The 13869-nt window shown below is 73.3% G+C and carries 12 protein-coding genes and 1 pseudogene; 7 read left to right on the forward strand and 6 right to left on the reverse strand.

The genetic code is table 11. From position 1 onward, the window contains the following. Nucleotides 1-18: 18 nt before the first annotated feature. Nucleotides 19-1104: a mechanosensitive ion channel family protein gene (locus O1Q96_RS07580; protein WP_269247417.1), complete on the reverse strand. Its 1086-nt coding sequence runs from the start codon at nucleotides 1102-1104 to the stop codon at nucleotides 19-21. A gap of 275 nt (nucleotides 1105-1379) precedes the next feature. Here O1Q96_RS07580 and O1Q96_RS07585 point away from each other — a divergent pair, with 275 nt between their 5' ends. Continuing rightward, nucleotides 1380-1916: an HNH endonuclease gene (locus O1Q96_RS07585; RefSeq protein ID WP_217453575.1), complete on the forward strand. Its 537-nt coding sequence runs from the start codon at nucleotides 1380-1382 to the stop codon at nucleotides 1914-1916. A gap of 121 nt (nucleotides 1917-2037) precedes the next feature. Here the strand turns inward: O1Q96_RS07585 and O1Q96_RS07590 are convergent. The 3 genes and pseudogenes from O1Q96_RS07590 to O1Q96_RS07600 form a co-directional block, all read right to left on the reverse strand. Continuing rightward, nucleotides 2038-3401, reverse strand: a pseudogene (locus O1Q96_RS07590) (FtsX-like permease family protein). Between the two features lie 8 nt (nucleotides 3402-3409). After that, the gene (locus O1Q96_RS07595; protein ID WP_269247418.1) at nucleotides 3410-4123 is read right to left on the reverse strand and encodes an ABC transporter ATP-binding protein; all 714 of its coding nucleotides are present in this window, start codon (nucleotides 4121-4123) and stop codon (nucleotides 3410-3412) included. 11 nt (nucleotides 4124-4134) lie between these two features. Continuing rightward, the gene (locus O1Q96_RS07600; protein ID WP_269247419.1) at nucleotides 4135-4668 is read right to left on the reverse strand and encodes a PadR family transcriptional regulator; all 534 of its coding nucleotides are present in this window, start codon (nucleotides 4666-4668) and stop codon (nucleotides 4135-4137) included. A 237-nt stretch (nucleotides 4669-4905) separates the two neighbouring features. Between O1Q96_RS07600 and O1Q96_RS07605 the strand changes: the two genes are divergently transcribed. The 3 genes from O1Q96_RS07605 (at nucleotide 4906) to O1Q96_RS07615 (ending at nucleotide 7831) form a co-directional block, all read left to right on the forward strand. Continuing rightward, nucleotides 4906-5184: a hypothetical protein gene (locus O1Q96_RS07605; protein ID WP_269247420.1), complete on the forward strand. Its 279-nt coding sequence runs from the start codon at nucleotides 4906-4908 to the stop codon at nucleotides 5182-5184. Further along, complete coding sequence (gene malQ / locus O1Q96_RS07610; RefSeq protein WP_269247421.1) at nucleotides 5184-7466, forward strand: 4-alpha-glucanotransferase; 2283 nt, start codon at nucleotides 5184-5186, stop codon at nucleotides 7464-7466. The genes O1Q96_RS07605 and malQ overlap by 1 nt, the downstream gene beginning before the upstream one ends. A 65-nt stretch (nucleotides 7467-7531) precedes the next feature. Further along, complete coding sequence (locus O1Q96_RS07615; protein WP_269247422.1) at nucleotides 7532-7831, forward strand: hypothetical protein; 300 nt, start codon at nucleotides 7532-7534, stop codon at nucleotides 7829-7831. 174 nt (nucleotides 7832-8005) lie between these two features. Here O1Q96_RS07615 and O1Q96_RS07620 read toward each other — a convergent pair whose 3' ends face one another. After that, nucleotides 8006-8605: a TetR/AcrR family transcriptional regulator gene (locus O1Q96_RS07620; RefSeq protein WP_269247423.1), complete on the reverse strand. Its 600-nt coding sequence runs from the start codon at nucleotides 8603-8605 to the stop codon at nucleotides 8006-8008. A gap of 185 nt (nucleotides 8606-8790) precedes the next feature. Here O1Q96_RS07620 and O1Q96_RS07625 point away from each other — a divergent pair, with 185 nt between their 5' ends. Then, on the forward strand, nucleotides 8791-10317 hold the full coding sequence (locus O1Q96_RS07625; RefSeq protein ID WP_269247424.1) for an FAD-dependent monooxygenase: 1527 nt from the start codon (nucleotides 8791-8793) through the stop codon (nucleotides 10315-10317). A gap of 100 nt (nucleotides 10318-10417) precedes the next feature. Here O1Q96_RS07625 and O1Q96_RS07630 read toward each other — a convergent pair whose 3' ends face one another. Beyond that, the gene (locus O1Q96_RS07630) at nucleotides 10418-10936 is read right to left on the reverse strand and encodes a MarR family winged helix-turn-helix transcriptional regulator (protein ID WP_269247425.1); all 519 of its coding nucleotides are present in this window, start codon (nucleotides 10934-10936) and stop codon (nucleotides 10418-10420) included. A gap of 117 nt (nucleotides 10937-11053) precedes the next feature. Here O1Q96_RS07630 and O1Q96_RS07635 point away from each other — a divergent pair, with 117 nt between their 5' ends. Together O1Q96_RS07635 and O1Q96_RS07640 are read left to right on the forward strand one after the other, a co-directional pair. Then, entirely contained in the window at nucleotides 11054-12040 is a 987-nt protein-coding gene (locus tag O1Q96_RS07635; RefSeq protein WP_269247426.1) for an EamA family transporter, read from the forward strand. A gap of 501 nt (nucleotides 12041-12541) precedes the next feature. Then, complete coding sequence (locus O1Q96_RS07640) at nucleotides 12542-13849, forward strand: M14 family zinc carboxypeptidase (RefSeq protein ID WP_269247427.1); 1308 nt, start codon at nucleotides 12542-12544, stop codon at nucleotides 13847-13849. Nucleotides 13850-13869 lie beyond the last annotated feature (20 nt).

Here is a 13869-nt window from a genome sequence, read left to right on the forward strand (position 1 = left end):
ATGAGAAAGCTCTCTCCCCTACTTGGTCACGTTCGACGGCACCGCCGGTGCGACCGGCGCTATCGGGGACGCCGTCTGCGACTGCGGGGACGCCGAGTTGGAGTAGGCCGACGGGGCCGCCATGCCCGCTGTCGGGTCCGGTGCCGCCTCGTCGTCGGACGGGACCGGGAGGCCGCCCACGATGCGGATGCCCACCCGGTCGAAGGCCTGCTTGATGCGCCAGCGCAGCTCGCGCTCCACGGAGAGGGCCTTGCCCGGCATGGTCTTCGCCGAGACCCGCACCACCATTGACTCCAGGAGGACGCTGTCGAGGCCGAGGACCTCAATCGGGCCCCACAGGCGCTCGTTCCAGGGCTCGTCCTTGCTCATCGCCTCGCCGACCTCGGCGAGGACCGAACGGACGCGGTCGAGGTCCTCGTCGGAGCGGACCGTGACGTCGACGCCTGCCGTGGCCCAGCCCTGGGAGAGGTTGCCGATGCGCTTGACCTCGCCGTTGCGGACGTACCAGATCTCGCCGTTGTCGCCGCGGAGCTTGGTGACCCTGAGGCCCACCTCGATGACCTCGCCGGAGGCCACCCCGGCGTCGACCGTGTCCCCTACGCCGTACTGATCCTCCAGGATCATGAAGACGCCGGAGAGGAAGTCGGTCACCAGGTTGCGGGCGCCGAAACCGATCGCCACACCCGCCACACCGGCGGAGGCCAGCAGCGGTGCCAGGTTGATCTGGAACGTGCCGAGGATCATCAGCGCGGCCGTGCTCATGATGGTGAAGGACGCGACCGAGCGGAGCACCGAGCCGATGGCCTGGGAGCGCTGGCGGCGGCGCTCCACGTTGACCAGGAGGCTCCCGAGGGCCGTGCCGTCGACCGCCTGCGCCGTACGGTTCATACGGTCGATGAACTTCGTGATGGTCCGCCGGATGGCCACTCTCAACACGGCCGCTATGACCACGATCAGCAGCACGCGCAGGCCGATGCTGAGCCATGTGGACCAGTTCTGCTCGACCCAGCTCGCGGCGTTCGTCGCGCTGTCCTGGGCGTCCTGGAGTGTGGGCGACGTCGGTTCCTCGGTGGGATCGGCGGCCGACAGGACGGACAAGAACACGGCAGGTACCTCCAGGCGTAGCGGCCCGCCCGCGGCATGGGGACATCGGGTGGGGCGCCGACGGGCGGAACCACCACACTAACGGGGCATCGTGTGTGGATCGTTGCAATGTTCGAGGGAGAGACTGTGCTCACCTGGGGATGAAGGATGTGTGGTCGAAAACACTCCCAGCCCGTTACCGGGACATGGTGGCGCTTCCACACGGCCTGAGGGGAGACTGACTACAGATCGTCCCGGCGCGAGCCACGCGCCGCCGGCGTACAAGGAGGCCATCCGTGCCGCATGTCCTGGTCCTCAACGCGTCGTACGAGCCCCTCGGTGTCGTACCGCTCCGCCGCGCGCTCGTCCTCGTCCTCGAGAACAAGGCTGTCTGTCTCGAGGAATCCGGCGCCTTCATGCACAGCGCGACCGTCACTGTCCCCGCGCCCAGCGTGGTCCGGCTGAAAAGGTTCGTGCGGGTCCCCTACCGGGGGCCTGTTCCGCTGACCCGCCGGGCGCTGTTCGCCCGGGACGGCGGCCGGTGCATGTACTGCGGTGGCGTCGCAACCAGCGTCGACCACGTCATCCCGCGCAGCCGCGGGGGTCAGCACGCCTGGGACAACGTGGTGGCGTCCTGCCGCCGCTGCAACCACACCAAGGCCGACCGTCACCTGGTCGAGATCGGCTGGCGCCTGCGCCATAAACCGGCCCCGCCGACGGGGCTCGCGTGGCGCATCATCGGGACCGGACACAGGGACCCGCGTTGGCTGCCCTACCTGCAGCCGTACGGGGCCGAGGACGCCATGGCCCGGATCGACGGCATCTCCGCCTGACGATCCGGGCCTTCGTCTTGCCCTGTGCGGGCCGGTCCCGCCAGTTTTTCCCGGCTCTCCGGGAGGTCCCCTCGTGCCTCCCGGAGAGCCGGAGCTCTTGCACGCCGTCCCCGGGGTGCGGCTAGGCGAAGCGCAGCTCCGCCGGGCGGACCGAGCGGCCCAGGAGGGGGAGCGAGGTGGCCGCGGCGAGCAGGCAGGCCGCGTACACGGCCACGGGCACGAGCAGCGGCAGCAGCGGAACCGCGTGCGTGCCCTCGGGGACCGTGGCGTACCAGACGCAGATCCCCGCGCCTCCCAGGCCCGCCACCAGCATCGCGGGAGCCAGCGGCAGGGCCGTCTCCAGGATCAGCGCCCGGCCGAGCACCGCCCGCGGCACCCCGGCCGCGGCCTGCGCGGCGAGCCCCCTGCGCCGGGAGGCCAGGGACTCGGCGGTGCCCACGGCGAGACCGGACAAGGTGATCAACAGGGCGACCAGGATCGCGGCGCCGGTCAGATTGATACCGGTGGTGTAGTAGGACATGTCCGTGGCCAGCGACCCCCGGGCGCGGGACTCGTGCAGACCGTCGAGCAGCACCTGGCGCACGCCCGCGAAGCCCGTCCCCACGACCGTCACCAGGAGCAGGGACGCGTTTGTACGGGCCCCCGCCCAGGGATCGTCGCGCAGCCGTTCCGCCGCGATCAGCATCGCCGGGTCATCGGTGCGGGCGGCGAGACGCCGGCCCAGCACCCGCGCCGAGGCACCGGACAGCCACACCGAGCCCACACCGGTCACCAGCACCAGGGCGAACACCAGCAGCGGGGCCGTGGCGACCTGGATCGGCCGGCCTCTGCCCATGTCCAGGTACGGGTTGACGAAGACGGGCAGCGCCAGGACCATGATCAGCAGTGTTCCCACCAGGAGTGAGCGTCCCGGGCGCCGCGTCGGCCCACCCTGCGCACCCAGCCGAGCGGCGAGGACACCACCCGACGCAGCGAGAGAGCGCTCACCAGCGCGCCGAGCGCCGGTACGCCGACCGCGACCAGGACAATTCCGGCCCAGGTGAGGGCGGTGGGTCCGCTCCACAGGCTCAGCATCAGCAGGACGAAGAAGACCGTCCCGACCGCTGAACCGACCAGGCAGGCCAGGCCTGCCTCCAGCGCCGCGATCCGCCGTACCTGGCGCGGCGAGGCCCCGGCGAGCCGCAGCGCGGCCAGCCGCCGGTCGCGGTGCACGGCCCCGATGCGGGCACACTGCCCGAGGAATCCGAGCACCGGAACGAGCAGCAGTACCAGCGCGAGGATCACCCCGGAACGGGTCCCGGGATCGGACAGCAGGCCGTTGCCGACCGACACCGTGTACTGCCCCTGGAGGGTGCTGAGTGTCACTGCCCCGAGCGCGAACCCGGTCGCCAGGAGTGCGCCCACCCCCGTGAGCAGGACCCGCCACCACTCCCGCCGGTCCGATCCCCGCGTCAGCAGCCAGGCGAGTCTGAGATCTCCGAGCAGCGAGGTGGTCACAGCGCCCCCTCGAACGCCACCGCGTCCTCGGACGACACGACGGTCCCGTCCCGCAGCTCGATCTCGCGGTCCGCGTACGCCGCCACCTGGGAGTCGTGCGTGACGAGCAGCACCGCCGTGCCGGACTCCCGGGCCGTGTGCACCAGCGCCGTCATCACCCCTTCACTCGCGAGCGAGTCGAGGGCGCCGGTGGGCTCGTCCGCGAAGACCACCTTGGGGTCCGTCACCAACGCCCGCGCCAGCGACACCCGTTGCGCCTGGCCACCGCTCATCTCCCCGGGCCGCAGGTCCTCCTGTCCGCGTACGCCGAACCGCTCCAGCCACTCGCCCGCCCGCACGTGGGCGTCCTTGCGGGTGGTTCCGGCGAGCAGCAGCGGCAGTGCGACGTTGTCGAGCGCGGTCAGTTCGGGTATCAGCTGCCCGAACTGGAACACCACCCCGAACTCCGTACGCCGCAGCTCGCTCAGCCGCTGCTCCGGCAGCCGGTCCAGGCGCTGCCCGGCATAGACCACCGAGCCCCCGTCGGGCCGGACGATCCCGGCCAGGCAGTGCAGCAGCGTCGACTTGCCGCTGCCGCTCGCGCCGGTGACGGCGAGGATCTCGCCGGCGCGCAGCTCCACGGAGGCGCCGCGCAGCGCCCGGGTCCTGCCGTGTGCCCGGTCGAGCCCCTGGGCCGCCAGGATCGGTACGGGCCTGTGGGTACTGCTCATGGGCGGGCTGCTCATGCCGGATCGACCTCCGCGGTCAAAGTGGTGAGCCGGGCCGCGGTGGTGGTCATCCAGCGCAGATCGGCGTCGAGGTGGTTGAGGGCGTAGTCGGCCGAGAGAACCGTCGCCAGGTCGCCGCCCGGGGCGGTCTTGACCGCCGTGAGCTCCCGCATCCGTGCCATGTGCGCGGCGCGCTGGGCGCTCAGGTAGGCGGCCGGGTCGGCCGAGGCGAGGATCGCGCAGACGACCTTGGCGAAGATCTCGTTCGTCACGAAGGGCGCGGGCGGGGTGATCTCGCCCGCCCAGCCGACGAGTTCCTTCGCTCCTTCGTCCGTGGACCGGTACAGCGTCCGCTCGGGGCCGCCGTCCGAGTCGGTCCCGTCGACCTCGGCCAGACCGTCCCGGACCAGGCGCTGCAACGTCGTGTAGACCTGGCCGTAAGCCAGCGGGCGGGCCTGCGGGAAGCGTTCGTCGTGGCGTCGCTTGAGGTCGTAGCCGTGGCTCGGCCCTCCGGCGAGCAGCCCCAGCAGGATGTGGCGGGTGCTCATGACGGCCATTATGCACTGAGTATATGTACTGAGTGAATAGTGACGCGGGAAAAGGCCGCCGTGTGACGGGAGCCGTGGGTCCGGTCGCCCCGAGTGATCGCGCAGGCGCTCTTGGTCATGCCGCCCATCCGGGTCAGAATGTGACCAGGCACACGTTGTAGGAGCTGTCACGTCTGCGGGCCCGCCTGCTGGGTAGGGCTGCCCTGACCCGCCCGTACGACTACCAAGGAGGCCACCGTGGCCGCATCGGCACAGCTTCTGCTCTCGGCCCTCTCCAAACGCCCGGCGGACGAGACCGCCCTCCCCGACACCGACCTCCCCGACACCGACCCTCACCCGCAGTACTGCATCTTCACCGCCGAGGGAGCCGCCGCCGAGGCGCCGCTCACCAGCGAGCCGCCGCTGCCCGACGCCGCACCCCTCACCAGCGAACCTCCTCTTGCCGACGCCGCGCCCCTCACCAGCGAGCCCACCTCCACGGGTGCCGCCGCCGGCCTGGTCCCGTCGGGGGTCTGATGCCGCTCTCCCGGCTCGCCGCCCTGTACGGCGTCGCCACGTCCTACAGCCCGTCCCCGGACCGCACGGTCGCGGCCTCGGACGCGGCGGTCGTCGCCACGCTCGCCGCGCTGGGCGTGCCCGCCGGGACGCCGGACGCCGTCCGCGGCTCCCTCGCCGCGCGCGAGGCGGAACTCCGGGAGCGGCTCCTGCCGCCGACGCTGGTGTGCTGGACCGAGTCCGCACCCGCGACCCCGCCGACGCCCGGCCCCTCGGCCGGGACGCGCTCCTCGGCCGCCACGGCAGGCGACGGCGTATCCCCGACGGGCGGCCTGCCCGCCTCGCCCGGCAGTTCGCTGCCGGGCGCGGGCGGCCCGGTGTCCGGCGCCGACGACGCCAGTCAGGACTCCGTCGCCCCGGGCGGCATCCCCGGCGGCTCCTCGCTCGCCTCCGCCCTCGCCGCGCTGCCCGCGGGGACCCGCCTGCGCGTCCGGACCGAGCAGGGGGAGACCCGCGCCTCCGCCGAAGGGCTTGAGCCCGGGGTGCACGAGCTGGAGGCCACCGCCCCCGACGGACGCACCGCCCGCGCCCACCTCGTCGTCGCGCCGACGAGACTGCCCGAACCCCCGGGGCGCACGTACGGCCTGCTCGTGCAGGTCTACTCACTGCTCTCCCGGCACTCCTGGGGCATGGGCGACCTCGGCGACCTGGCCGAACTGACGGCCTGGGCGGGGCGTGCGCTCGGCGCCGGCTTCGTACAGGTCAACCCGATGCACGCGGCCGTGCCCGGCGCGCCCACCGACCCGTCCCCGTACCGCCCCTCCTCGCGCCGCTACCCCGACCCCGTCTACCTGCGCGTCGAGGACGTCCCCGAGTTCGCGTACGCCGACGAGGGCGACCGCGACCGCGTCCGGGCGCTCCTGGGGAAGGCCGACCGGCTGCGCGAATCCGTGCTGCACAAGGGCGCGTTGATCGACCGCGACGCCGTGTGGGAACTGAAGCGTGAGGCCCTGGAGCTGGTGCGGGACGTGCCGCTCGGGCCCGGTCGCCGGGCCGCCTACTGCGACTTCCTCGCCGAGGAGGGCGAGGCGCTGGAGGACCACGCCACGTGGTGCGCGCTCGCGGAGGTGTACGGCTCCGACTGGAAGCGGTGGCCGCCGGGGCTGCGCGACCCCCGCTCGGCCGAAACGGCCCGCGCCCGCGGCGAGTTGATGGACCGCGTCGACTTCCACAGCAGGCTCGCCTGGCTGACGGACGCCCAGCTCGCCACCGCCCAGCGCAGCGCCCGCGACGCCGGCATGACCGTGGGACTCGTGCACGACCTCGCTGTGGGAGTCCACCCGGGCGGCGCCGACGCCTGGGCGCAGCAGGAGTACTTCGCGGCCGGCATGTCGGTCGGCGCGCCCCCGGACGCGTTCAGTGTCCAGGGCCAGGACTGGGGGCTGCCGCCCTGGCGTCCGGACCGCCTCGCCGAGTCCGGCTACGCCCCGTACCGTCGCCTCCTGCGCGCCCTCTTCCGGTACGCGGGCGCCCTCCGTATCGACCACGTCATGGGCCTCTTCCGTCTCTGGTGGGTGCCGCAGGGGCGCCCGGCCACCGAGGGCACGTACGTCCGCTACGACGCCGAGGCCATGCTCGCCGTCCTCGCGCTGGAGGCCTCCCGCGCCGGAGCCCTGGTGATCGGGGAGGACCTCGGCACCGTCGAGCCCGGTGTGCGGGAGACCCTCCACGAGCACGGGGTGCTCGGCACCTCCGTCCTCTGGTTCGAACGCGACTGGGACGGCACGGGGCTGCCGCTGCCCCCCGAACAATGGCGCACCGACTGCCTCGCCACCGCCACCACCCACGACCTGCCGCCCACCGCGTCCCGGCTCACCGGGGACCACGTCGAACTCCGCGACCGTCTGGGCCTGCTGACCCGCCCGGTGGACGAGGAGCGGGCCGAGGCCGCCGCGGACGTGGGGGAGTGGCTGGCGCTGCTCGCCCGGCTCGGACTGCTCCAAGGGGCGGCAGGCGGAGTGTCGGAACAGTCGGAGGAGGCGGAGATCCAGGCCGTGCACCGCTTCCTGCTGCGCACTCCCGCCCGCCTCGTCGGAGTCTGGCTCCCGGACGCCGTCGGCGACCGCCGGCCGCAGAACCTGCCGGGCACCTGGGACCAGTACCCGAACTGGCGCCTGCCCGTCGCCGACGGCGAGGGACGCCCCGTCACCCTGGAGGAACTCGCCGCCTCGCCCCGGCTGCACGCTCTCGCCGAGGTGGTGCGCGAAGGCCGGACCACCGGCGGGTGCGGGCAGGCCGGATGAGGCCCGGGACCCCGTACGGCACCCCCGGGCGCGCGGCCGGATCGGGGGTTCGCTACGTTTGCACCGTGGACAAGAAGAACGCCCTGCGCGCCGGCGCCCTGGCTGCCGGTACGACGCTGATGATGCTGCTCATGTCGTCCCCGGCGCTCGCGCTGACGCCCGACGACGGTGACGACCCCGCCCAGAAGCTGAGCGTCATCGAGACGCTGGGCCTCTTCGTCGTGGCGCCGATCGGGTTGTTCCTGCTGATCGCGGGCCTGGTCTGGGTGCTCGACGGCTCGACCGACCGGCAGCCCAGGCGCAAGCCGGGAGGCAAGGGACAGGGCAAGATGCAGGGCCCTGACCAGGTGCGCGCCACTTCCTGACCTCGGTCTCCTCCGAGTTCGAGTCTTCTTCCGAGGGCACCGCCCTCGCCCCCGTACGGCATTGGCCGCGTACGTGGGTGAGGGCGGTGCCCTCGACGTGTTCCGGGCGACGTGTGACGTGTTCCGGGCGGGCCGTCCGGCATCGGCGGACGCCCGGTTCCCGGGGTTCCGCTCTCAGTCGAGCGGGCCGGGGTGCGGGGCGGTCACATAGCGCTGGACGGTCGGCGCGAGCCAGGCCACGATCTCCTCGCGGTGCAGGTCCACGGCGGGCGGGAAGCGCAGGACGAACCGGGTCAGGGCCATGCCCAGCATCTGTGACGCGACGAGCGCGGCGCGAGCCGGAGCCTGCTCGGGGTCGGGGCACACGCGCAGCGCGACCGGCAGCAACTGCTCCTTGAAGATGCCCTGCATGCGCTCGGCCCCGGCGGCGTTGGTGACCCCGACGCGCAGCAGCGCGGTGAGCACCTCGTTCTTCTCCCACAGATCCATGAAGTGCTCCACGAAGATGCGGCCGACGTCCGCCTTCGCCACCTTGTCCGGCACGGGCAGTCGCAGGTCGACGTCGACGGCCGCCGCGAAGAGGCCCTCCTTGTTGCCGTAGTAGCGCATCACCATCGAGGGGTCGATCTTCGCGTCGCGGGCGATGGCGCGGATGGTCGCGCGCTCGTATCCGTCGGCGGCGAAGCGCTCGCGGGCCGCGGCCAGGATGGTGGCGCGGGTCGCGTCGGAGCGGCGGGGCTGGGGGGACTCCGGGGTCGAGTCGGCGTCGTTCATGACAACAAGCGTAGGCCAACATCCGTATGCCAACAAGTGTTGACGACCTGGAAAGGGTCGCCCTATGGTGGCAACAGGCGTTGGCCTACAAGTGTTGGCCAACGCCTGTTGGTGACCGGCTGTCGGTCACCGGCCGCCGGTCGGCACCCCTTGACCGGCAACCCCGTGGGCACCAGGAGGCCGCCATGAACGGCAAGATCCGTACCGACGTCGAAACCGGCTCCGCCACCGGCGCGGGCGCCGCGTCCCGCAGGGTCCTCGTCGTCGGCGCCGGCCCCACCGGGCTGCTGCTGGCCGGTGACCTCGCCACCGCGGGCATCCCCGTCACCCTCGTCGAGAAGCGCCCGCACGGGATCAGCAACCTGTCCCGCGCCTTCGTCCTGCATGCCCGCACCCTGGAGCAGCTCGACGCCCGGGGTCTCGCCGACGAGCTGGAGGCCAAGGGCCGGCCCCTCGACCGGATGCGGCTCTTCGCCCGGCTGACCATCGACCTCACCACGCTCCCCTCCCGCTTCAACCACCTGCTCGTACTGCCGCAGTACGAGGTGGAGAGGGCGCTGGAGCGGCGCGCGCTGGAGGCGGGAGTGCGGTTCGCCTACGAGACCGAGGTGACGGGGCTCGCGCAGGACGAGGACGGGGTGACCCTCCGCGTGCGCGGGCCCGGCGGGGAGGCCGAGGAGTTGCGGGCCGCGTACGTCGTCGGAACGGACGGGATGCGCAGCGCCGTGCGGGAGGCGGTGGGGCTGCCGTTCCCCGGGCGGTCGGTGATCCGTTCCGTCGTCCTCGCCGACGTCAGGCTCGCCGAGGAGCCCGCGACACTGCTGACCGTGAACGCGGTCGGGGACGCGTTCGCGTTCCTCGCGCCCTTCGGGGACGGCTACTACCGGGTGATCGGCTGGCACCGGGGCCGTGATGTCGCCGACGGCGAGCCGCTCGGCCTCGACGAGGTCAAGGAGATCACCCGGCTCGCCCTCGGCCGTGACTTCGGTATGCACGACGCCCGTTGGATGTCCCGCTTCCACAGCGACGAGCGACAGGCGCCGGAGTACCGGGTGGGGCGCGTGTTCCTCGCCGGGGACGCCGCGCACGTGCACACCCCGGCCGGCGGGCAGGGCATGAACACCGGTCTCCAGGACGCCGCGAACCTGAGCTGGAAGCTCGCCGCGACGCTCGACGGACACGCCCCCGCGGGCCTGTTGGACACCTACCAGTCCGAGCGCCACCCCGTCGGCAGGTCCGTCCTGCGCAGCAGCGGTGGAATCGTGCGGCTCGCGATGGCCAGGCGGCCCTGGACGCTGGCGGCCCGCGCCCTGCTCACCACGTTCCTCGGGCATGTCCGCCCGGCCCGCACGCGCATGATCGGCCGGATCACCGGCATCGGCTTCGCCTATCCGGCCCCGCGCGGCGCCCACCCCCTGGTCGGCGGGCGCGTCCCCGACCTGGCCCTGCGGGAGGGGCGCCTGTACGAGGTGCTGCGGGACGGCAGGTTCGTCCTCGTCACCCCGGCCGGGGCGGACGCGGGGCGGGGTCCGGACGCCCGCCAGGGCCTCGGCGGTGACACCCGCAAGGACCGGCTGGGCGTGGCGCACTGGGCGAGCGACCGCCGTACGACCCTGCTGGTGCGGCCGGACGGGTACGTGGCCTGGGCGGCCGAGTCGCCGACCGCCGAGGAGACGGAGGCGGCGCTGGCCGGGGCCCTCGGGAGGAGCTGACCGGGGTCGCCGGCCGGCGCCGACCGGTCGACGGGACTGTCGGGACTGTCAGGGCCTCAGGGCGGCCGGCGGGAGCTGACCGCCCCTCGGGCCCCGCCGACTACCGGTGGTCCGACTCGCCCGTCCCCGACAGCAACTGACGCAGCAGGTCGGCCAGTTGGCCGGCCTGTTCGTCGTCGAGGGCGGACAGTGCCTCCGTCTGGACGGCGAGCCCGGCCCCGACCGCCTCGTCGACCAGCGTCAGCCCCTTGTCCGTGAGCGTCACCTGGAGGGCCCGGCGGTCGTGGGGGTCGGGGGAGCGGCGGACGAGGCCGGCCCGCTCCAGTTTGTCGAGCCGCCCGGTCATGCCGCCGGTGGTCAGCATCACCGACGCCGAGAGCTGGCGGGGCGAGAGGGTGAACGGGGCCCCGGACCGCCGCAGCGTGGCGAGCGCGTCGAACTCGCCCCGCGAGATCCCGAGCCGGGCGTACGACTTCTCCATCCGGTCGCCCATCGCCCGCGAGAGCCGGAAGACGCGGCCGAAGACCTCCATCGCGGCCGTGTCCAGGTCGGGCCGGACGACGGCCCACTGGTCGATGATCGCGTCCACGGGGTCCCCGGGTGGCTTGCTGGAGCTCATGGAGCGAGTATCCGCACCGCACCGCTTGGCGGCAAGAAAGAAGCTTGACAGAAAGTAGCTTAGGAGTAAGTTACTTATTGCCGAGTCATTAATCCTCCGCCCGCCCGGGAGCCGGTCATGAAACGCTTCGCCGCCACCTCCGCCTCCGCCGAAACCCGTGCGGCCGCGACCTCCGTCACCATCGCCCTCACCGCTCTCGCCCCCATCTCCTGGGGCAGCACCTACTTCGTCACCACGGAGTTCCTCCCGTCGGACCGGCCCCTGTTCACGGGCCTGATGCGCGCGCTGCCCGCCGGGCTCGTCCTGCTCGCCCTCGCCCGCAGGCTGCCGCACGGCGTGTGGTGGTGGAAGGCGGCGGTCCTGGGCGCGCTGAACATCGGTGCCTTCTTCCCGCTCCTCTTCCTCTCCGCCTACCGCCTGCCCGGCGGCATGGCGTCGGTCGTCGGCTCCGTCGGGCCGCTCTTCGTCGCGGGTCTCGCGGCGGTCCTGCTCGGCGAACGTCCGACCTCGCGCACGGTCCTCACCGGTATCGCCGCGGCCCTCGGTGTGAGCCTGGTCGTCCTGGAGGCGGCCGGCTCGCTGGATGCCGTGGGTCTGCTGGCCGCTCTCGCCTCGACCGCGTCGATGGCCACCGGCACGGTCCTGACGAAGAGGTGGGGCCGGCCCGAGGGCGTGGGCCCGCTCGCGCTCACCGGCTGGCAACTGACGGCCGGCGGGCTGCTGATCGCCCCGCTCGCGCTGCTCGTGGAGGGTGCGCCGCCCGCGCTCGACGGGCGGGCCGTCGGCGGATACGTCTATCTGGCCCTGGTCAACACGGCGGTCGCGTACTGGCTCTGGTTCCGTGGCATCGGCCGGCTCACCGCCACGCAGGTCACCTTCCTCGGACCGCTCTCCCCGCTGACGGCGGCCGTCATCGGCTGGGCGGCGCTCGGCCAGGCGCTGGGAGGGGTCCAGCTGGCAGGCATGGGCCTGGCCTTCGCCGCCACGGTCCTCGGCCAGCTCGGGCCGCGCACCGGCCCGGCCGCCCCGAAACGAGGAGCGGTCCTGGAGGGCCCGGTGCGCGAGGAGACCCCGGTGGCGGTCACGGCGGCTGCGCGCCGGTAGCCCGCGGGGCCGGTTCGACGGCCGTGACGGGATGGGACGGGGCGGGGCGGGGTGCGGTCGGGCGGGCGGGCGCAGGCTCGACCCGGTCCCGCCCGGGCGACCCGCGGAGAACGGCAGGGGCCCAGGGGCGCGAAGCCTGCCCCTGGGCCCCTGGGCCCGTGCCGTGCCGTGCCCTCCCCGACGAGGTGGAGAACTCCTGCGCGCCGCGTCTCCGTGGTCCGGCCGGGGCGGCAACGCCCGGCGCGGGCAGGTCCGTTCGGGGCCCGGTGCGGTCGCGGCGGTCGGGGCGGCGGTCGCCGGGAGGTCCGCAGTGGATGATCCGGTGGGCGCCGCCGCGGACGGTCACCGGTGGCATATTCCCCTGGCTGACCTGGTGTCGCGGCCGCCACAAGGGCCCCTTGACACCCCGACCCGGCACATCGAGCCTTGACGGGGCGTGGCCCCCGGACCCCGGACCACCCGTCGAAACGCTCAACGTCCGTACAAAGGTAAGGAGTTGGCGTGAGGGTCAAGGGTGCCGGCCGGGGAAACCCGTATCCCACCGTCGACGAGGTGGCGCGCGGGGCGCGGGCGATGGCCCGGGCGCGGCCGGACGTCGTGCGTCTGCGCGCGGTGGGCGCCTCGCGGGCCGGCCGGCCGCTGTGGCTCCTGTCCGCGGGCCGCGGGGACCGGCACGTGCTCACCGTGGCCGGTGCCCACGCCAACGAACCGGTCGGCGGCGCCTCCTCCCTGAGCCTCGCCGAGGACTTCCTGGGCGACCCGCGCGTCCTGGAGGAACTCGGCTGCACCTGGCACTTCCTGCTCTGTCTGGACCCGGACGGCACGACCCTCGGTGAGCGCAGGTTCGTCGGGCTTCCGGCAGCGGCGTCGACGGCGACCCGGACGCCGACCCTGGACGGCTACTACCGCGGCTTCTACCGGCCGGCGTTCATCAGCCAGCCGGAGTTCCCGCCCGTGGAGAGCGACCCGCACGACTCGATGCCCGAGTCCCGGGCGCTGATCCGGCTCATCGACGAGCTGCGGCCCGTGGTCCAGTTCTCCCTGCACGGTGTCGAAGTAGGCGGATCGTTCCTGCAGTTGACCCGTCCCGTGCCCGGGGCGCCGCGTGCCTTCCGCTCCGTGGCGGCGGAGCTCGGTATCCCGCTGGAGTACCGGCCGTTCGACGGCATGGGCTGGTTCGTCGACAGTCCGGGCGTCCTCGTCCTGCCCGACGGCAGCCCCGCCGAGGAACGCGACCCGTCCGGCTACGTCTCCCGGTCGACCTGGATGTACGCGATGCGGCACGGGACGGTGTCGGCCGTCGTGGAGGCACCTCTGTGGAGTGTGGCCGCCGTCAGCGACCCGAGCCCGGTCGCGCGGCCCCAGCTGGAGATCTCCCGGGCCGCCGAGATCCTGCTGAGCCGCGCCAAACAGCTGGAGAAGGTCCTCGGCGAGCTGGCCGACCGGCCCCCCGGGGACGAACGCCGTCTGCCGTTCCACACCGCCGCGCGCGAGCTCATGGACATCGGCCCCGGAGTGGTGGACACCTGGAACAACCATGACGCCCACGGCCTCGGCGACGCCGAACTCGCCACCACCGTCGGCAACTCCGCGTCCCTGGGCATCGCCGCCCGCCGCATCCCGCTGCGCGCCGCCGCCATGATGCGCAGCGCCCTGGACGAACCGCCCGAGGCCCTCGACCTCCTCGTGCGCGAGTGGAGCCGCGAGCTGCGTGCCACCTTCGACACCCGCTGGGTACCCGTGCACCGGCAGACGGCCCTGCACACCCGCACGATGCTCCAGCTCGCCCGGCAGCTCCTCGGTACGTGAGAGGGGCGCCCGGCAAGGCA

The sequence above is a fragment of the Streptomyces aurantiacus genome, assembly GCF_027107535.1.
Classification (GTDB): domain Bacteria; phylum Actinomycetota; class Actinomycetes; order Streptomycetales; family Streptomycetaceae; genus Streptomyces.

What these genes read in the sequence shown, in the direction of transcription:
- O1Q96_RS07595 (WP_269247418.1), bottom strand. Translation starts at nt 4,123, where the DNA reads ATGAGCAGTACCCACAGGCCCGTACCGATCCTGGCGGCCCAGGGGCTC.
- O1Q96_RS07600 (WP_269247419.1), bottom strand. Translation starts at nt 4,668, where the DNA reads ATGAGCACCCGCCACATCCTGCTGGGGCTGCTCGCCGGAGGGCCGAGC.
- malQ (WP_269247421.1), top strand. Translation starts at nt 5,184, where the DNA reads ATGCCGCTCTCCCGGCTCGCCGCCCTGTACGGCGTCGCCACGTCCTAC.
- O1Q96_RS07620 (WP_269247423.1), bottom strand. Translation starts at nt 8,605, where the DNA reads ATGAACGACGCCGACTCGACCCCGGAGTCCCCCCAGCCCCGCCGCTCC.
- O1Q96_RS07625 (WP_269247424.1), top strand. Translation starts at nt 8,791, where the DNA reads ATGAACGGCAAGATCCGTACCGACGTCGAAACCGGCTCCGCCACCGGC.
- O1Q96_RS07630 (WP_269247425.1), bottom strand. Translation starts at nt 10,936, where the DNA reads ATGAGCTCCAGCAAGCCACCCGGGGACCCCGTGGACGCGATCATCGAC.
- O1Q96_RS07635 (WP_269247426.1), top strand. Translation starts at nt 11,054, where the DNA reads ATGAAACGCTTCGCCGCCACCTCCGCCTCCGCCGAAACCCGTGCGGCC.